Source organism: Erwinia sp. INIA01, assembly GCF_025947915.1.
Classification (GTDB): domain Bacteria; phylum Pseudomonadota; class Gammaproteobacteria; order Enterobacterales; family Enterobacteriaceae; genus Erwinia; species Erwinia coffeiphila.
In genome coordinates, this window is the sequence record NZ_JAPDNC010000001.1 from 104,016 (window position 1) to 122,727 (window position 18,712).

The following is an 18,712-nucleotide window of genomic DNA, read 5'->3' on the forward strand; positions in this document are numbered from 1 at the left end:
TACCATGTCACGATTCCCGGAGCAGAAACTCTATATTGATGGCGGCTACGTCGCAGCAGAAAGCGGTGAGCGTTTCGACACCATCAACCCCGCGAACGGTGAAGTGCTGGCCCAGGTTCACGCCGCCGGTGCCGCCGACGTCAACCGCGCCGTCGAATCCGCACGCAAAGGCCAGAAGATCTGGGCCGCGATGACCGCCATGGAACGCTCACGCATTTTACGCCGTGCGGTCGACATCCTGCGCGAGCGCAACGACGCGCTGGCAGCATTAGAAACGCTGGATACCGGCAAACCGCTGAGCGAAACCGCCAGCGTTGATATCGTCACCGGTGCGGACGTGCTGGAGTATTACGCCGGACTTGCACCTTCACTGGAAGGTCAGCAGATCCCGCTGCGTGAAACCGCATTCGTTTATACCCGCCGCGAGCCGCTGGGCGTGGTGGCCGGTATCGGCGCGTGGAACTATCCAATCCAGATCGCCCTGTGGAAATCCGCTCCGGCGCTGGCCGCCGGTAATGCGATGATCTTCAAACCGAGCGAAGTCACCCCGCTGACCGCGCTGAAGCTGGCTGAAATCTACACCGAGGCGGGCGTGCCGGACGGCGTGTTTAACGTACTGCCCGGCATCGGTGCGGTCACCGGACAGCTGCTGACCGAGCATCCGGGCATCGACAAAGTTTCCTTTACCGGTGGCGTCGTGAGCGGCAAGAAGGTGATGGCCAACGCCGCAGGCTCAACGCTGAAAGAGGTGACGATGGAGCTGGGCGGTAAATCGCCGCTGATTATCTTCGACGATGCCGATCTGGATCTGGCGGCGGATATCGCCATGATGGCCAACTTCTACAGTTCCGGCCAGGTCTGCACCAACGGCACCCGGGTGTTTATTCCGTCGGCGCTGAAGAGCGCGTTTGAAGCCAAGATCCGCTTCCGCGTTTCCCGCATTCGCGCCGGTGACCTCAACGATCCGCAAACCAACTTCGGCCCGCTGGTCAGCTTCGCCCATCGCGACAATGTGATGCGCTTTATCGACAGCGGCAAGGCCGAAGGCGCACGCGTGCTGTGCGGCGGTGAGCGCTTAACCGGCGAAGGCTTCGACAACGGCGCGTGGGTGGCACCGACCGTATTTACCGACTGCCACGACGAGATGACCATCGTCCGCGAAGAGATCTTCGGCCCGGTGATGTCGATCCTCAGCTATGACGACGAAGAGGAAGTGATTCGCCGCGCCAACAAGACCGAGTTCGGCCTGGCCGCCGGTGTGGTCACCCGCGACCTGAACCGCGCGCACCGCGTGATCCACCAGCTTGAGGCCGGTATCTGCTGGATTAATACCTGGGGCGAATCCGCCGCTGAAATGCCGGTGGGCGGCTACAAGCATTCAGGCATCGGCCGCGAAAACGGCGTGATGACCCTGCAAAACTACACGCAGTTGAAGTCAGTACAGATTGAGATGGCCACCTTCCAGTCGGTGTTTTAATCCCTGCTTAGAGGAGCAACTCATGGAATTTGATTACATTATTATCGGTGCGGGTTCGGCAGGTAACGTGCTGGCCACCCGCCTGACCGAAGACGCCAACATTAACGTGCTGCTGCTGGAAGCGGGAGGTCCGGACTACCGCTTTGATTTCCGCACGCAGATGCCAGCGGCGCTGGCCTTCCCGCTACAGGGAAAACGCTATAACTGGGCGTATGAAACCGACCCTGAGCCGCACATGAACAACCGCCGTATGGAGTGCGGGCGCGGTAAAGGCCTGGGCGGTTCTTCGCTGATTAACGGCATGTGTTACATTCGCGGCAACGCGCTGGATCTTGACGGCTGGGCGCAGCAGCCCGGTCTGGAGAACTGGAGCTACCTTGACTGCCTGCCGTACTATCGCAAGCTGGAAAACCGCGACACCGGCGCCAACGACTGGCATGGTGCAGATGGTCCGGTGAGCATCACCACGCCGAAAGCGGGCAACAATCCGCTGTTCGCGGCGATGGTGGAAGCGGGGGGGCAGGCAGGCTATCCGCGCACCGACGATCTGAACGGCTATCAGCAGGAAGGCTTCGGTCCGATGGATCGCTTTGTGACGCCGAAAGGCCGCCGCTCCAGCACCGCACGCGGCTACCTGGACCAGGCCAAACCGCGCCCGAACCTGAAAATCATCACTCACGCGCTGACCAACCGCATTGTGTTCGACGGCAAACGCGCCGTGGGCGTGGAATACCTGGTGGGTGACGGCGATACGCTGCATCGCGCCAGCGCCCGTAAAGAAGTGCTGCTCTCCGCCGGGGCGATTGCCTCGCCGCAGATCCTCCAGCGCTCCGGTGTGGGCCCGGCTGAGCTGTTAAAACAGTTTGATATCCCGCTGGTGCACGACCTGCCCGGCGTGGGTGAGAACTTGCAGGATCACCTGGAAATGTACCTGCAGTACGAGTGCAAAGAGCCGGTTTCGCTTTACCCGGCGCTCAAATGGTGGAATCAGCCGAAAATCGGCGCGGAGTGGCTGTTCAACGGCACCGGTATTGGTGCCAGTAACCAGTTTGAAGCCGGTGGCTTTATCCGCAGCGATGCCGCGTTTGCCTGGCCGAATATTCAGTATCACTTCCTGCCGGTGGCGATTAACTACAACGGCTCCAACGCGGTAGAAGCTCACGGCTTCCAGTGCCACGTCGGTTCAATGCGCTCCAAAAGCCGGGGCCGCGTGCAGCTGAAATCCCGCGATCCGCGCCAGCACCCGAGCATTCTGTTTAATTACATGGCAGATGAAGAGGACTGGGTTGAGTTCCGTGCGGCAATCCGCATCACCCGCGAGATTATCAATCAGCCTGCGCTGGATGCCTTCCGTGGCAAAGAGATCAGCCCCGGTGACGCGTACCAGACGGACGAAGAGCTGGATGAGTTTGTGCGCAATCACGGCGAAACGGCGTATCACCCGTGCGGCACCTGTAAAATGGGCACCGACGAGATGGCGGTGGTCGACGGAGAAGGGCGCGTGCACGGCCTGGACGGCCTGCGCGTAGTGGATGCCTCGATTATGCCGCTGATTATCACCGGCAATCTGAATGCCACCACCATTATGATCGGTGAAAAGATTGCCGACGCCGTTCGCGGCCGCGCGCCGCTGCCGCGCAGCACCGCCGACTACTACGTGGCGGGCGATGCGCCGGTTCGCGGCAAGCCTTTGCGTTAATTCTCTTCCGTTCAGACTCCGGATGGCGTGGAGCAGGGATGCTACGCCACGGGGTTTACTCGCTAATCGACTAACTCAAACTTAAAAACGCTCGATGCGGTTTCTGCCGTTACCCTTCGCGGTGTACAGCGCGGCATCAGCGTTTTTCAATAACAGGTTATAGTCAGGATGGCCGTTATGGATCGCATAGCCGATACTGACGGTGATCTGGATAGTTTCTCCCGGCAGCACTTCAAACGGCGTACTGGTGATCGTTCTTCTTATCCGCTCCAGCGAGGTGCGGGCGTCGAACTCGCCGGCCTCCACCAGGATCAGCAAAAACTCTTCGCCGCCGTAGCGGAACAGATAATCGCTCGAGCGGATATTATCGCCCAGCAGCCCGGCAATATGCATCAGCGCACGGTCGCCAACCGGATGGCCCCATTTATCATTTATTTTCTTAAAGTAGTCGGCGTCAATTATCGCTACGCTGAGCGGCAATTTATTTTCAATTGCCAGGCTCACCTCGTGTTTTAATATTGTTGGCAGATAGCGTTTGTTGAGCAGATTCGTCAGCGCATCTTTACCGTCCTTCATATTAGAAGCATCGCTGAATAACATCTCCAGATTCATATGTATCTGCTGGCAGTTGGAATGAATAACGCGTAACAGCTCCTGCGTTTTTTTCACTTCCAGCTCCACGCTGGTATCAATGCCCAGTATTTCCCGGTCGATAACATCGATTAACTGGCGAATTTCACTAACCTTACGATCTTCACCGAAATTCTTAACGCATTTATGCCGGAACCACAGGCCAAATCCGGAACTGGACAGGCTGATTAACGATTCCGTCTTCCTGGCTCCGCTGACCAGGTCGTACATCACGGTGTTTTCCCAGCTGGACAGAGCCGCCTGCTGCTTGCCCTGTTCCAGGTCAGAATTGTTCATCAGTACGTGCAGACGATAGGACTCTTCATTCTGCGTAGCGCGGTGATGCGACATCGCATAAGCATGACTCATGAGTTCTATCGCCATATCAATAGCCATTGATGAGTAATGCTTCACTTCAAAAATGACCGCACGATCGGCGTCATACTCTTTCAGATACTGGTAGATGCCGTATTTAATCTGGCGGGAGCCGCGCTGAACAAACTGGATGGGAATGCCGATTCGTGCATGGACTCCGCCAATGTGGTACTGCTGTTTGGCCAGCGGTTCCAGCTCATCGGTCTTCACGCAAAGTACGGCTTTTAGCCATTTGATCAGCGAGCGACTCAGCTGCACCTGAACCAGTTCATAAGAAAGATGCGAGGCGGTATCAGGGTCTTTCAGCATGCTGTCGTAGAATTTACTGGTCAGCTTTTCCGACTCGCATTCAGCTATCTGAGATAATAACGCCACGGTATCTTCGCGTAGGCTCTTTCTTAAAGGAATCCATTCATTAAGAATGACTGATATGTACTGATCTATCTCATGTTGCATAATTCTACACCAGTGGAAATTCAGACGATTTTAACAACAACTTTATCATGGCTTTAGCATAAAACACTAATGAATATCATTTATTTTGCGGGGTGGGAATTATTGATAATAACGCAGACAGTCTTAATAACTAGCCCTAAGATTCTGGCTTTAAAACAAAATCAGGTATTAATTTAAGACGAAATTTGAATTAACCAAATTTATTTAAACCTCTGACCAGAATCGTTGAATAACGTTTTTATTTCACCCTCCTCTGAGTTTTATCATCAACGCCATTCTTTTTCCCGAGAATTTTCATACTGATAGATTGCCGCACTGATGTTACAAATAGTGTTTACATGTTAACAGTTATTAATATAATAAGAATTATCATTATCGCTGGCAGATATGATTTTTATCGGCTGGAGGACGCTGACAGCCGCATTTTTCTCCTTATAAGGGAATTTGATTACCATGAAGTACCGTTACCTTTGGGCTTTAAATCCTTGTTTACTGATGATGTGTTCCACCGGGAGCTGGGCGGAGGGGCAGAAAGACGACACGCTGGTGGTGGCCGCCAGCCGCGCTAACCACAGCGTGACCGATATGGCGCAAACCACCTGGGTAATAGAGCAGGGTGAAATCGAGCAGCAGGTGCAGGGCGGGAAAGAGCTGAAAGAAGTGCTGGCGCAGCTGATCCCCGGTATGGATGTCAGCAGCCAGGGGCGCACCAACTACGGCATGAATATGCGCGGCCGTTCGATGATGGTGATGGTGGATGGCGTGCGCCTGAACTCCTCGCGCAGCGACAGCCGCCAGCTGGACTCCATCGATCCGTTTAATATCGAGCGCATCGAAGTGATTTCCGGGGCCACCTCGCTTTATGGCGGCGGCAGCACCGGCGGCCTGATCAACATCGTCACCAAAAAAGGCCAGGCGGGTACCCAGGTCGAGTTTCAGACCGGGCTGAAAAGCGGCTTTAACAGCCATAACGATCGCGACGAGAACATTGCCGCTGCGGTCAGCGGCGGTGATGAAAAAGCCTCAGGCCGGGTATCGGTAGCGTATCAGCGCTACGGCGGCTGGTATGACGGCAAAGGCAACGAAGTGATCATCGATAACACCCAGACCGGCCTGCAATATTCAGACCGCCTGGATCTGATGGGCACCGGCACGATCAATATCGACGAGACCCAACAGCTGCAGCTGACCACACAGTATTACAAAAGCCAGTCCGACGGTAAGCACGGCCTGTACCTCGGCGAAAACTTCTCGGCGGTCACCGGCAGCGGCAACGCCTATAACCAGGGCAATCTGGATTCCGACCGGCTGCCGGGCACCGAACGCCACCTGATTAATCTGCAGTACGCCAATACCGATTTCTGGGGTCAGGATCTGGTAGCGCAGATTTACTATCGCGATGAAAGCCTGAGTTTCTATCCCTTCCCGACGCTGTCCGCCGGTAAAGTCACTTCGATTGGTGCCTCACAGCAGAAGACCGATTTCTACGGCGGCAAGCTGACCATCAACAGTAAGCCGCTGGACGATCTGACCCTGACCTGGGGTGTCGATGCCGAGCATGAATCTTTCAATGCCAACCAGCAGTTCTTTGACCTTGCTCAGGCGGCTGCCAGCGGCGGCATGAAGCTGGACAATGCTTACAACGTCGGGCGCTATCCGGGCTACAGCATTACCAATCTGGCCCCGTTCCTGCAAAGCAGTTACGACATTGCCGCGATAACCCTGAGCGGCGGCGTGCGCTACCAGTACACCGAAAACAAGGTTGAAGATTTCGTCGGTTACGCGCAGCAGCAGGCTATCGCCAGCGGCAAAGCGACCTCCGCCGATGCCGTGCCGGGCGGCAAAACCGATTACAACAATCTGTTATTCAACGCGGGCATCCTCGGCCACCTGACGGAACGCCAGCAGCTGTGGTTTAACTTCTCGCAGGGCTTTGAGCTACCGGACCTGGCAAAGTATTACGGTTCCGGCACCTATCAACTGAACAACGGCCACTACAACCTGCTTAACAGCGTCAACGTGAATAATTCCAAACTCGATGGTATCAAGGTCGATTCTTACGAGCTGGGCTGGCGCTTTATCGGCGATAACCTGCGTACGCAAATCGCCGGTTATTATTCGCTGTCGGATAAAACCATCAGCATCAATAAATCCGATATGACTATTAATATTGATGACGATAAGCGTCGGATTTACGGTGTGGAAGGGCAGGTGGACTACTTCTTTGACGACGGTGAATGGAGTACCGGTGCCAACTTTAACGCCATCAAATCTGAAACCCGCGTTGACGGCCAGTGGAAGAAGCTGACCGTAGACAGCGCCAGCCCGTCGAAAGTCAGCGCCTGGATCGGCTGGGCACCGGGAGACTGGACGCTGCGCCTGCAAAGCACCCAGACCTTCTCACTGTCCGATGAGGCCGGTAAGAAAATTGATGGCTACAACACGGTGGATCTGCTGGGAAGCTACGCGCTGCCGGTCGGCAAGCTGAGCTTCAGCGTGGAAAACCTGCTGGACGAGGATTACACCACCGCATGGGGGCAGCGTGCGCCGGGGCTCTACAGCCCGACCTACGGCGCTGCTGGGCTGTATACCTATAAGGGCCGTGGCCGCACCTTTGGCCTGAATTATTCGGTACTTTTCTGATGACATTGCCGCCTGTTAACGCAGGCGGCTTTCTGAATCGGACGAATTGTCATCCGAAGACAATCCATCGGCGGATCGCCCGGCGGTTATTTCACCTTAAACTTTCCCTGCTTCCACTGTTTTACCGTATTGGCTTTTGCTGCCGGGCTTTGAATATAACCAATCCCCCACGAGCCCACGCCATACTGGTAAATCTGGTTTTTATACGCGCCCTCAGCGCTGGCTTCTTTCGCATAGGGTGCCACGGTATCCTGGAATGCCATAATACCTTCATTGGTGCCAAAGTCGGGCCAGTCGGTAATAAACTTTTTAATATCCGCTGCACCTTTCTTGCAGGCTTCAATCAGGTCGTTATAGGGGATTTTTGCCTCTTCTTTGATTAACGATTTGGCATTGTAATCGCAGTTATATTCAATATAGGCACTGACCGCTTTATCGTAATCCGTTTCGGCAAGGACGGGCTGGGACAGCATCGCTGCGGCGATAAAAACACTGTATTTCATCTAGTTACCTCTCCATAAACCTGTCATAACGCACGCTAAGTTGCGTTTCCATGATCCTCAGTCGTGTCACGTCCTGGCTCTGCCTGACGCGTTCAGATTGAGGATGTCCACCGTTCTGCTTATTAAGATATCGGTGTCTGATGATTATCAAATGTAGCGACACATCCTGACATCAGGCTATTTTTAACACAACATGAAAGTTATTCATTGGAAAAATAAACCCAGTGACAAATTTCATTACGCGAAATAAGGCGGTGGATTTTTAAAATCTACTACGAATCATCCCATCACCATATCACCCGCATGATTCCGATTTCATCTTAATAGAATCCTTACACTTGCTTTACAATTTGTCATGTTTTAATCTGCGCGCGCAGTTTAAGGATTAATATAATTACCCACAGGAAATATAATGAAAAAAAGTATTATCTGCATGATGGTGATGGCTGGGATTTCCGGAACGGCTTCCGCTGAGTCTTCACAATATATACCGAATTTATCCTCTGACAGCCTCAGCGTTGCCACCTCCGTGGGCCTGCTGAGCGGCAAATCAACCGAGCTGGTTTATGACGAAACGACCGGCCGTAAACTCAGCCAGCTGGACTGGAAAATCAAAAATGTGGCGATCCTGAAAGCGGATTTCTCCTGGGATGCCTACTCATTCCTGACGCTGAACGCGCGCGGCTGGACATCGCTGGCATCCGGTTCCGGTCATATGGATGATTACGACTGGGACAACAGCAATCAGTCAGGCTGGACCGACCATTCGTCTCACCCGAGCACCGACGTCAACTACGCCAACGAGTATGACCTGAACGTGAAGGGCTGGCTGCTGCGTGGCGAGGACTACAAAGCCGGGATCGTGGCCGGTTATCAGGAAACGCGCTTTAGCTGGACGGCGACCGGTGGGTCTTACAACTACGATAACGGCAGTACCGTGGGTAACTTCCCGAATGATCAGGTCGGCATTGGCTACAGCCAGCGCTTCACCCTGCCGTATATCGGTCTGGTAGGTCAGTACCGCTTCAATGACTTTGAATTCAATACTCAGTTCAAATTCAGTGACTGGGTCCGCGCGCACGATAACGACGAACACTACGTTCGCGAACTGACTTTCCGTGAGAAGACGTCCGGCTCTCGCTATTACGGCGTGTCCGTTGATGCCGGTTACTACGTGACGCCAAACGCCAAAGTTTTCGCTGAATTCAGCTACAGCAAATACGAAGAAGGTAAGGGCGGCACGCAGATTATCGACAACAGCACCGGTGAGTCTGGCTCAATCGGCGGTGATGCGGCCGGTATTGCTAACAAAAACTACACCGTGACCGCGGGTCTGCAGTATCGCTTCTGATCCTGACATCGCGTGAGGGAAGCCGTCAGCGACGGCTTCCCTCATCTCTTACTGCTTCTCCAGCCAGACCTGCGAAAGATTCCCCTCCACGCCGTCGGCGGTCACCGAATGATCGTGAACCTTGCGGTTGTAGATAGTAATAAACTGCGGTGATATCAGATTGATATCGGGCAGTTCCTGTTCAACGATTTTCTGGAAGGCTTTAAACTCCTCAACGCGCTTCTGCGGATCGTTTTCAACCTGAGCGGCTTCCAGCAGACGGTCAACTTCCGGGTTGTGATAATCCGATGCATTAGAGAACGGCACGCCCTTGCGGAAGTTTTTCGACCAGTACACGCGCTGCACGCCCACCGTCGGGTCGTACAGATTGCTGTGCCCGTTTATGGTGAAAGAGAAGTCCCTGTCGGTATAGATGCGGCGCACAAAGCTGGAGAGATCCTGAGCGCGCAGCGTGACTTTAATACCGATTTTCGCCAGCGCCGAGCGGGTGTATTCCGCCGTTTTGCGCAGATCCTCTGAGATTGGATTGTAATCCAGCGTCACGCTAAACCGCGTACCGTCGCTGCCTTTGGCAAAGCCCGCCTGATCCAGCAACGCATTGGCTTTCTTGATATCAAAGTCATAAGGAGACGGAGACGGGTCGTGATAGGCCTTAATCCCCGGCGCAATCGGTGACGCTGTCACCTGACCCAGACCAAAGTAGGCCACCTGCAAAATCACATTCCGGTTAATGGCATGGGCAACGGCCTGCCGCACCCGCAAATCTTTGAAATGCGGATCGTCGAGGTTGAACTGTAACGAACTGACGTTGTAGGAGTAGCTGTTGCCCTTGGTTTCAAAGCCCAGCTGCGGCAGCGTTTTCAGCCGCGCCACATCATTAAGCGCCACCGGGGTACGATAGCCCAGATCCGCATCGCCGGTTTCAAACGCCACCGAGCGCGCTGCCGCATCGGGAATAAACTTCACCACCAGCTGATCCAGGTACGGGCGATTGTTATCCCAGTAGTGAGGATTCCGCTTATAGAGGATGTAGCTGCCCCGCACCCACTTGTCGAAGACATACGGACCGGTGCCAATCGGTGCGTTGTTGTGCGGATTGGTCAGTGCGTCAGTACCGTCGTAAATGTGTTTGGGCACAATCGGTGACTCGGCGGCGGCAAACGCTTTAATCAGATAGGGGGCGGGTTTCGACAGCACCAGCACCGCCGTCAGCGGGTCGGGCGTTTCCACTTTCGTGACGTTGGCGAAGGTACTGGAGGCACGCGGATGCACCTTTTTCAGCAGCTCAATGGAAAACGCCACATCGGCAGAGGTGAAATCCTGCCCGTCGTGCCACTTCACGCCAGGGCGCAGATGGAAGGTGTATCGCGTGCCGTCCGGGCTGACCTCCCAGCTCGTTGCCAGCTGGGGTTGAGGATTGAGCTCATAATCATAGCTCAGCAGCCCTTCGGTAACCTTGGCGCTGACGCTGAGCGCAGGCGTGGCAACCGTGGTCAGCGCAATCAACGCGGGCGGCTCATAGTTCAGAACCAGATTTAACGTACCGCCCTTTTGCGGCTCGGCGGCCTGTGCGCCACCGCCAATCAGGCTGGCACCCAGTGCCAGTGCCAGCAGCGAGCGGCGAAATGTCTCAAGCATGTTTTACTCCGTTTTATTCGTTGATTGAGCCGAATGGCCGTACGATGTCGCAGCGGCCTGGGGGCTGATAAGCTGGTGGGTGAGGTCGCGGGAAACGCTGGCGGCAGGGCGTTCGCGGGGATTGCCCAGCCCGCCGCCGCCTGGCGTTTCCACAATCAGATGGCTGCCCGGCGGCACAATCTGCCTGCCTTTACCGGACAGCGTCTCGCCGGTGGAGAGCGTCACCCGGCCCGGCGCACCGGCCAGACCGCCCTCGGCCCCCTGTGCAGGGAAGTGGATGCGATCCCAGGCAGCACCCAGCTCCATTGGCAGATCCTGGCCGTGTGACAGTTCGATCACCTGGCCCAGCCCACCGCGCTGCTGGCCCGCACCGCCGGAATCCTGACGGTATTCTTTGCGCCAGAACACCACCGGGCTGATCGACTCCAGGATTTCCAGCGACACGTTACGTACCCCGCTGGGGAAGGACGTGGTGGACAGCCCGTCAAGCCGGGGACGCGCGCCGGTGCCGCCGGTTGAAAAACTGGTGATGGAAAAACGAGGCTGCGTCAGGGTATTAACGGCATCGTATTCCGGCAAAATATGGCCGCCGGAAAGCTGAATATTCCACAGGCAGGATGCCCCCTCGGCCGGGACTTCTCCGGGGCGTGCCTGCCGCAGGCAGTTGAACACCACGTCGGGCAGCATCTGGCCAATAATATGGCGGGAGGTGACCGCCGCCGGATAAGGCGCATTGAGTATCGACCCCTCCGGCGCATCAATTTTAATCACACCGAGAGAACCGGCATTATTGGGAATATCGGCCCCGATCAGGCATCGAATGCCGAAGGAGGTATAGGCGTCGGTATAGGCCTTGACGACGTTAATCCCTTTAGCAACGAAGCCCGCACTGCCGGCAAAATCAACGTGAATGCCGTCGTGGCCGAGGGTCAGTTTCGCCTGTAGCCGCAGCGGCTGGTCGTAGCCGTCAACCCACAGTTCACTTTCCCAGCTGCCGGCAGGCCAGCTTCTGACCGCTTCCAGCATCGCCTGCTCGGAGCGCGTCAAAATATACTCGCCCACCTCCAGCAGATCGGTCAGGGCAAACTCGTCCAGCAGCGTCAGCAGACGGCGGGCACCCACATCGTTACAGGCCACCAGCGCCAGAAAATCGCCCTCCACCTGCGCCGGTTCCCGAACGTTGGCCTTCACGATATTCAGCACGGTCTGGTCGAGCCGTCCGGCATGGATAAATTTGAGGATCGGCAGGAACAATCCCTCATGCCAGATCTGCTGACCGTCCGGTCCCGGGCCTAACCCGCCGATATCAATCACGTGCAGCGTAGAGGCAAACAGCGCCACCGGGCGCTGGTGATGAAATACCGGCGTAACCATGGTGATATCGTACAGGTGTCCGGTGCCTTTCCAGGGGTCGTTGGTCAGCAGCACATCCCCAGGCTGTAGGGTATCCAGCGGGAATTCACGCAGGAAATGCTTAACCGACTCCGCCATCGAGTTGACGTGCCCCGGCGTGCCGGTAACCGCCTGAGCGATCATGCGCCCGTCAGGTAAAAATACCCCGGCGGACAGATCGCCCGCTTCGCGCGTGGCAGTACCGAATGCGGTGCGGATCAGCGCCTGCGCCTGCTCTTCTACCACCGAAATCAAACGATTCCAGATCACCTGAGACTGAATAACCTGTTGGCTCATTGTGCCGCTCCTGACAGGGGTTGACGTTCCAACAGCAGATGGCCTTCGCGGGTGCTGCTGACCGTAAAGCGTTCATCCACCAGCGTGGTGGTTTCGGGATCGACCACGACCAGTGGACCGGGGCGCTGCCCCGCGTGCGCAATATCGGCACGGGTCACGACCGGCACCTGAATCCGCTGCTGCTGTTGAAGGGAGTAGATCGTGCGTTCGGCCGCACCGGCAGTCGGCACGGTCGGATCGCCGGGAGCAGGGAAGGCAATTTCCGGCGCGGCCGTGGTGGCAGTGACCGTCCAGCTGATGGCTTCCACCGCCACGTGATCGAGGCTGCGGCCGTAGAGCTGGCGATAGGTCCGGGTAAAGCGTTCATGCAGTGCGGTCAGCTCCTGCTCATCAACGTGCTGCCCCTCAAGCGGTATCGCCACCTCATGTCCCTGACCGGCATAGCGCAGATAAACGCTGCGCTGTAGCGTGACTTCCGCCGTTTCATCGGCCTGCTGAACGATGCGGTGGGCCTGCTCGCTCAGTGTTTCCAGCAGTGCATTGACGGCAGGATAGTCGGGGTTATCCAGTCGCTGATAAAAGCTGCGCACGGCCTGATAGGACGCCGGTGCCCACAGAAAACCGAGCGCCGACCCCACGCCAGCGGCATGCGGGATCACCACGCGATCGATGCCCAGCTTGCCGGCCAGTCGGGCGGCATGCAGCGGTGCCGCACCGCCAAAGGCAATCAGCGTGTAGCTGTCCACCTGCTTACCGGATTCCGTGGCGTGAACACGCGCCGCGTTAGCCATGTTCTCGGCAATAATTTCAGTGACCGCCAGTGCGGCTTCATCCGTTCCCAGCCCCAGCGGTTTGCCGATCTGCTGTGTCAGCGCCGCAGCGGCTTTAGCAACGTTCAGCTCGACTTTGCCACCGGCAAAACTGGCCGGATCGAGCAGCCCCAGCTGCGCATTGGCATCGGTAATCGTGACCAGTTCGCCACCGAGGTTGTAGCTGACCGGGCCGGGGGCAGAACCGGCGCTGTCGGGCCCCAGCTGCAGGCGCTGTAAATGATCGATGCGGGCAATCGATCCCCCTCCGGCACCGATTTCCACCAGGTCGATCACCGGAATGCGAATCGGTAAGCCGGAGCCTTTCTGATGACGATGCACGCGGCCAAACTCAAAGCTGCGGGAGATTTGCGGCTGGAAACGATCGATAAAGCAAATTTTGGCCGTAGTACCGCCCATATCGAACGACAGAACCTTTTGCAGACCGAGCTGGCTGGCGATATTACTCGCCAGAATCGCACCGCCCGCCGGGCCGGATTCCACCAGACGGACCGGTTCGCGAATACCGTTTTCCAGAGTGGTAATGCCACCGCCGGAGGTCATCAGATAGGGCGGAACACGCAGACCGCGCGTTGCCAGCTGCTGTTGCAGGCGGTGCAGATAGCCCGCGACCAGCGGCTGCACGTAGGCATTGGCTGAAACCGTTGACAGCCGCTCGTACTCACGGATTTCAGGGCAGACCTCGCTGGAAAGTGACACGGTCACACCGGGCATCAAATCGCGCAGGATCTCAGCGGTGCGCTGCTCATGCTGCGGATTGATAAAGCTCTGCAGATAGCCAATCGCCACGCTCTCGAACTGCTGCGCCCGAAGCTCTGCCGCCAGCGCGACAACCTGCGCTTCGTTAAGCGGAATGCGCACCTGTCCCTGGGCATCGATGCGCTCTTCTACGGTGAAGCGCCATTCACGCTCAACCAGCGGCCTGGGCTTTTGCAGAAAAACGTCATACTGGGCAAAGCGATCTTCCTGGCCGATTTCGACCAGGTCGCGGAATCCGGCGGTGGTAATCAATGCCGTACGCGCGCCTTTGCGTTCAATCAGCGCATTGGTGGCTAATGTCGTCCCCAGAATCAACGCATCGATATCGCTGAAGGCTAATTTCGCCTGAGCCAGCACGTCGCTGATGCCGGTAATCACCGCACGTTCCGGTGCGTCGGCACTGGTGAGAATTTTTGCGGAAAATTGCGTACTGCCGTGCAGCATCACGATATCGGTAAATGTCCCGCCAACATCTACAGCAACCCGGTTAACGGGGCCGTTACCCCCTCTCTCTGACATACCTTCGCCTTTATACATAATAAAAAGTGGAGGGCGTCATTAACCGGTATCAGGTAAACGATGGCTACTGAGTATTTCGGGTTAACTCATTCGTTATTTGCAAAAGCGGTCATGGCTCCTCAATCGTCTTATTTCAGAAAAGGTTTCCCGGAAAAATTATTAAGTGAGAAAAACATCGCCTGTTAATTTCGACCCTCTCCACAGATTGTGATTTAAGGACGCTGGCTATGCAGCGAGAGCGCCATTGGCTGCTGATATTTCTGTTTAAAAGTGCGCTTCAGGTCGTGCCAACGTTTATTGGTATTCTGTTGATTATGTTTATCATCCTCAAAACCATTCCCGGTGATGCCGTTGACGTGCTGGCCGGGGAGTCGGGCGGAGCCAGCGCCGCCAGCATGGCGCTGATGCGTGAGCAGTACGGTCTTAACCTGCCCGGCTGGCAGCAGTTTCTTAACTGGGGCAGCCACATCCTGCAGGGTAATCTGGGATTTTCCCCCCGCTTTAATACTCCGGTCAGCACGTTGATTCTTTCACGGCTTCCCGCCACGCTTATTTTAATGCTGGCCGCGCAGGCCATTGCGTTAATTATTGGCGTGATTTTCGGTGTGCTGATGGCGTTATTCGTCGGGCGCTGGCCTGACCGGGTATTATCACTCGTCAGCCTGCTGCTTTATTCCCTGCCCGGATTCTGGATTGGGCTGATGCTGCTGGTGCTGTTTTCCGTGCACCTCGGCTGGCTGCCCAGCAACGGCAATATGACTATCGGTGCCGATCTGCACGGCTGGGCCTATATCAGCGATCGGCTGAAGCATGCGGTGTTACCGGTTCTGTCGCTGGCGAGTTTTTTCCTGGCGATTTACGCCCGCCTGACGCGCGCGGCGATGCTGGAAATCGCCCATCAGGATTTTGTGCGTACCGCTCATGCCAAAGGGCTGTCGCCGCTGCGCGTCACGCTGGTTCACACCCTCCGCTGCGCGTTAATTCCGCTGGTCACCGTGAGCGGTATGCATATCGCGACGCTGCTCAGCGGCGCGGCGGTGGTGGAAACGGTGTTTTCCTGGCCGGGGCTGGGCAGGCTCGCGCTGGATGCGGTGATGGCGCGCGACGTTAATATCCTGCTGGGCATTCTGCTGTTCTCCTCACTGATGGTGATACTCGCCAACTTTATTGTGGATCTTCTCCACGCCTGGTTAGACCCCCGTATTGCGAGATGATCTATGGCCACTGTGTCCGTTGTATCTGTTCATTCCCCGGTTAACCGCCGCGCCCTGCGCCAGTTTCTGCGCAACCCGGCGGGCATCGCCGGGTTAATTATCCTGCTGCTGACCGTCGCGATGGCCGTTATCGCCCCCTGGCTGTTCCCCGGCGATCCGCTGGATATGGTCGCCTCACCGCTGCTGGCGCCGTTTACCGACCCGGCGTGGCCGCTGGGAACCGATGCGATGGGGCGCGATCTGGCCGCCGGTATTTTTCACGGCGCGCGCGTCTCGCTGCTGATTGGGCTGGGTGCCACGCTGATCGGGCTGCTCCTCGGTACGCTGGTCGGCAGCCTGAGCGGCTATTTCGGCGGCAGCGTTGACTATCTCCTGATGCGTATCACCACGCTGTTTCAGACCATGCCCGCCTTTCTGCTGGTGATTATCATTCTGGCGATCTCCACGCCGACAGTAACCTTAATCACCCTCAGTATTGGTGCCACCACCTGGCCGACCATCGCGCGACTGGTGCGGGCTGAATTCCGTACTCTGCGCGGGTCTGACTTTGTGCTGGCCGCCCGCTGCCAGGGCTTTTCCTCTGCGCACATCATCTTTCGCGAGATGTTGCCCAATGCCCTCCCGGCAATCGTGGTGACGTCATCGGTGATGGTGGCTTCCGCCATACTGATGGAGGCTGCACTGTCCTTCCTCGGCCTGGGCGATCCTAACGTCGTGAGCTGGGGTTTCCTGATCGGCAGCGGCAGGGAAATGCTCCGCACCGCATGGTATCTGACCGCCGAGCCGGGCGTTGCGCTGGTGATAACGTTGCTGGGGCTGAATCTGCTGGGCGATGCGCTAAATGACGCCTTTAATCCAAGACTGAGTGACCAATAATGCAACTGCTTCTCTCCGTGGAAAACCTGCACATTCGTTTCGGCAGTCATGCCGCGGTTAACAACGTGAATTTCAGCCTGGTACAGGGTGAAATGCTCGCGCTGGTCGGTGAATCCGGCAGCGGGAAATCCGCGACCGCGCTGGCGATAATGGGGCTGCTGTCAGACCAGGCAAAGGTCAGCGGGCGCATTGAATTTGCCGGACGCGATGTTGTGAAACTGCCGCCGTCCGCCCTGCGAAAACTGCGCGGTGATGCGCTGTCGATGATTTTCCAGGAGCCGATGACCTCACTGAATCCGGTGTACAGCGTCGGAGCACAAATCGCAGAAACCCTGCGGATTCATCAGCGTCTGTCGCACAGACAGGCCCGCGCCCGCGCCATCGAACTGCTGGCGCTGGTGAATATTCCCGATCCTGCCCGGCGGGTGGATGATTTTCCGCATCAGCTTTCCGGCGGCCAGCGGCAGCGGGTAATGATTGCGATGGCCGTTGCCTGTGAACCCCGACTGCTGATCGCCGATGAACCGACGACCGCACTCGACGTCACGGTGCAGGCCAGCATTATGTCGCTGCTGGACCGGCTGCGCCGGGAACTTTCGTTGAGCGTACTGATGATCACCCACGACCTGGGGCTGGTTTCCCGCTGGGCCGATAGCGTCGCCGTGATGCACAACGGCAGGATTGTCGAGCAGGGGGCCGCCGAGGCGATACTGCACCAGCCGGGCCATGACTACACCCGTGGCCTGATGGCCGCCTCGCTGACGGGCGAGCGCGATCTGCACTATCGCCAGCGCCTGCTCACCGAAATTCGCCACGACGGTGCCGATCGCTTTCATCTCCATCAGCCCGCTACGCTGTCGTTTCCTGAGGCGGCCAGCCAGCGGGAAACGCAGCCGCTGCTGTCGGTCAACCAGCTCAATGTGAGCTACAGCCGGGGCCGCACGCGCATCCCCGCCCTGAAAGACATCAGCTTTGATTTACACGCCGGTGAAACGCTGGGCCTGGTCGGCGAATCGGGCTGCGGGAAATCAACCCTGTCGCGAAGTATCTTGCGCCTGCTGCGCCCGGACAGCGGTAAGATTCTGCTGGACGGCAAGGATCTTACCCCTTTGCCGGAATCCGGGCTGAAAAACCTGCGCAGCAGCGTGCAGATGATTTTTCAGGACCCGTACGCGTCGTTAAATCCACGGCAAACCATTTTCACTATTCTGGATTCCGTACTGCATCTGCACGATCCCGCTCCGGCATCACAGCGATTACAGCGCATTCATACCATGCTGGACCGGGTGGGCCTGCCGAGGCAGTCGCTGCATCGCTACGCCCATGAGTTCTCCGGTGGTCAGCGCCAGCGTATTGGCATTGCCCGTGCGCTGATTGTTAAACCCCGGCTGGTGATCTGCGATGAGGCGGTTTCCGCACTGGATGTCTCGGTGCAGGCGCAGATCCTTAATCTGCTGCTGGAGATGAAGCAGGAACTGGGTCTGAGCTATCTGTTTATCTCCCACAACCTGGCCGTGGTGCGTTATATGTCAGACCGGATTATGGTGATGAATCAGGGGGAAATCATTGAAGCAGGGGATGCGGCCGATGTCTGGCACCGGCCGCAGCACGCCTGGACCCGCCAGCTTCTGTCGGCGGTTAGCGGGGCGGAAGCGCGTCAGCCGCCGTTGCCCACAGCGGCGGAACCGTCATTCGTCTTCTCGCCGGGTTAAAGCGCGCGGCGTTTAGCCGCACGCTGCCGGGTGGGCGCTTTCAGCGCTTCGACCTGTGCGATGCTCATCGCCGGGAGTTCGAACAGGCCGGTCATCTCTCTTTCCAGCCGCAGGGCAAACACCACCTTCATAAAGTTTTCCAGCGTCACTTTACCGTCGCTTTCCAGCTTTTTCAGCGCCGAGACTGAAATCCCCGCCTTTTCGGCCAGCTCTTTTTGCAGCAGGTTGCGGCGTAAGCGATGCTCACGCAGGCGTTGCCCCAGCTGAGCAATCAGTGTCGATTCAGAATAGAGTTTAAGAGACATAATAAACGCTCCTGATAGTTAAAATCACCGACAAGG

At 56.9% G+C, this 18,712-nt stretch carries 13 protein-coding genes; 7 read left to right on the plus strand and 6 right to left on the minus strand.

All coding sequences use genetic code 11. The annotated features are described in order from the left end of the window. The first annotated feature begins 4 nt into the window (after positions 1 to 4). Both betB and betA read left to right on the plus strand, forming a co-directional pair. Positions 5 to 1,477: a betaine-aldehyde dehydrogenase gene (gene betB, locus OMR58_RS00470; RefSeq protein ID WP_200559035.1), complete on the plus strand. Its 1,473-nt coding sequence runs from the start codon at positions 5 to 7 to the stop codon at positions 1,475 to 1,477. Between the two features lie 22 nt (positions 1,478 to 1,499). Then, a complete protein-coding gene (gene betA, locus OMR58_RS00475; protein ID WP_264545079.1) occupies positions 1,500 to 3,176 on the plus strand; it encodes a choline dehydrogenase in 1,677 nt (558 codons plus the stop codon). Positions 3,177 to 3,257: 81 nt separating this feature from the next. Here the strand turns inward: betA and OMR58_RS00480 are convergent, their stop codons facing one another. Further along, positions 3,258 to 4,637, minus strand: coding sequence for a GGDEF domain-containing protein (locus OMR58_RS00480; RefSeq protein WP_264545080.1), 1,380 nt, complete (start codon positions 4,635 to 4,637; stop codon positions 3,258 to 3,260). A gap of 453 nt (positions 4,638 to 5,090) precedes the next feature. Here OMR58_RS00480 and OMR58_RS00485 point away from each other — a divergent pair, with 453 nt between their 5' ends. After that, positions 5,091 to 7,280 (plus strand): TonB-dependent siderophore receptor, encoded by a 2,190-nt coding sequence (locus tag OMR58_RS00485; RefSeq protein WP_264545081.1) that lies wholly within the window; start codon positions 5,091 to 5,093, stop codon positions 7,278 to 7,280. An 86-nt stretch (positions 7,281 to 7,366) separates the two neighbouring features. Here OMR58_RS00485 and OMR58_RS00490 read toward each other — a convergent pair whose 3' ends face one another. After that, a complete protein-coding gene (locus OMR58_RS00490; protein ID WP_200544931.1) occupies positions 7,367 to 7,783 on the minus strand; it encodes a hypothetical protein in 417 nt (138 codons plus the stop codon). A gap of 412 nt (positions 7,784 to 8,195) precedes the next feature. Here OMR58_RS00490 and OMR58_RS00495 point away from each other — a divergent pair, with 412 nt between their 5' ends. Continuing rightward, positions 8,196 to 9,134: an omptin family outer membrane protease gene (locus OMR58_RS00495; RefSeq protein WP_200559037.1), complete on the plus strand. Its 939-nt coding sequence runs from the start codon at positions 8,196 to 8,198 to the stop codon at positions 9,132 to 9,134. 48 nt (positions 9,135 to 9,182) lie between these two features. Here OMR58_RS00495 and OMR58_RS00500 read toward each other — a convergent pair whose 3' ends face one another. Genes OMR58_RS00500 through OMR58_RS00510 form a run of 3 tightly spaced genes read right to left on the minus strand, consistent with a single transcriptional unit; the run spans position 9,183 to position 14,569 of the window. Further along, complete coding sequence (locus tag OMR58_RS00500) at positions 9,183 to 10,772, minus strand: ABC transporter substrate-binding protein (RefSeq protein ID WP_200559038.1); 1,590 nt, start codon at positions 10,770 to 10,772, stop codon at positions 9,183 to 9,185. A gap of 3 nt (positions 10,773 to 10,775) precedes the next feature. Beyond that, positions 10,776 to 12,461, minus strand: coding sequence for a hydantoinase B/oxoprolinase family protein (locus OMR58_RS00505; protein WP_264545082.1), 1,686 nt, complete (start codon positions 12,459 to 12,461; stop codon positions 10,776 to 10,778). After that, on the minus strand, positions 12,458 to 14,569 hold the full coding sequence (locus tag OMR58_RS00510) for a hydantoinase/oxoprolinase family protein (RefSeq protein WP_264545083.1): 2,112 nt from the start codon (positions 14,567 to 14,569) through the stop codon (positions 12,458 to 12,460). Before OMR58_RS00510 ends, OMR58_RS00505 begins: the two co-directional genes overlap by 4 nt. Before the next feature lie 227 nt (positions 14,570 to 14,796). On the opposite strand from OMR58_RS00510, the gene OMR58_RS00515 reads away from it, so the two are divergent. Genes OMR58_RS00515 through OMR58_RS00525 form a run of 3 tightly spaced genes read left to right on the plus strand, consistent with a single transcriptional unit; the run spans position 14,797 to position 18,371 of the window. Further along, a complete protein-coding gene (locus OMR58_RS00515; protein WP_200544926.1) occupies positions 14,797 to 15,783 on the plus strand; it encodes an ABC transporter permease in 987 nt (328 codons plus the stop codon). 3 nt (positions 15,784 to 15,786) lie between these two features. After that, on the plus strand, positions 15,787 to 16,659 hold the full coding sequence (locus OMR58_RS00520) for an ABC transporter permease (protein WP_264545084.1): 873 nt from the start codon (positions 15,787 to 15,789) through the stop codon (positions 16,657 to 16,659). Then, positions 16,659 to 18,371 carry an ABC transporter ATP-binding protein gene (locus OMR58_RS00525; RefSeq protein WP_264545085.1) on the plus strand — a complete coding sequence of 571 codons (1,713 nt, stop codon included), beginning with the start codon at positions 16,659 to 16,661 and terminating at the stop codon, positions 18,369 to 18,371. The genes OMR58_RS00520 and OMR58_RS00525 overlap by 1 nt, the downstream gene beginning before the upstream one ends. Here the strand turns inward: OMR58_RS00525 and OMR58_RS00530 are convergent. Beyond that, positions 18,368 to 18,676, minus strand: a complete 309-nt coding sequence (locus tag OMR58_RS00530) for a helix-turn-helix domain-containing protein (RefSeq protein WP_200544923.1) — start codon at positions 18,674 to 18,676, stop codon at positions 18,368 to 18,370. The two genes, OMR58_RS00525 and OMR58_RS00530, sit on opposite strands and share 4 nt — an antisense overlap. Positions 18,677 to 18,712: the final 36 nt, after the last annotated feature.

Coding starts and splice junctions, on each gene's coding strand:
- OMR58_RS00490 (WP_200544931.1), bottom strand. CDS start 7,783: ATGAAATACAGTGTTTTTATCGCCGCAGCGATGCTGTCCCAGCCCGTC.
- OMR58_RS00525 (WP_264545085.1), top strand. CDS start 16,659: ATGCAACTGCTTCTCTCCGTGGAAAACCTGCACATTCGTTTCGGCAGT.
- OMR58_RS00530 (WP_200544923.1), bottom strand. CDS start 18,676: ATGTCTCTTAAACTCTATTCTGAATCGACACTGATTGCTCAGCTGGGG.
- OMR58_RS00495 (WP_200559037.1), top strand. CDS start 8,196: ATGAAAAAAAGTATTATCTGCATGATGGTGATGGCTGGGATTTCCGGA.
- betB (WP_200559035.1), top strand. CDS start 5: ATGTCACGATTCCCGGAGCAGAAACTCTATATTGATGGCGGCTACGTC.
- OMR58_RS00515 (WP_200544926.1), top strand. CDS start 14,797: ATGCAGCGAGAGCGCCATTGGCTGCTGATATTTCTGTTTAAAAGTGCG.
- betA (WP_264545079.1), top strand. CDS start 1,500: ATGGAATTTGATTACATTATTATCGGTGCGGGTTCGGCAGGTAACGTG.
- OMR58_RS00480 (WP_264545080.1), bottom strand. CDS start 4,637: ATGCAACATGAGATAGATCAGTACATATCAGTCATTCTTAATGAATGG.
- OMR58_RS00500 (WP_200559038.1), bottom strand. CDS start 10,772: ATGCTTGAGACATTTCGCCGCTCGCTGCTGGCACTGGCACTGGGTGCC.
- OMR58_RS00485 (WP_264545081.1), top strand. CDS start 5,091: ATGAAGTACCGTTACCTTTGGGCTTTAAATCCTTGTTTACTGATGATG.
- OMR58_RS00510 (WP_264545083.1), bottom strand. CDS start 14,569: ATGTCAGAGAGAGGGGGTAACGGCCCCGTTAACCGGGTTGCTGTAGAT.
- OMR58_RS00520 (WP_264545084.1), top strand. CDS start 15,787: ATGGCCACTGTGTCCGTTGTATCTGTTCATTCCCCGGTTAACCGCCGC.
- OMR58_RS00505 (WP_264545082.1), bottom strand. CDS start 12,461: ATGAGCCAACAGGTTATTCAGTCTCAGGTGATCTGGAATCGTTTGATT.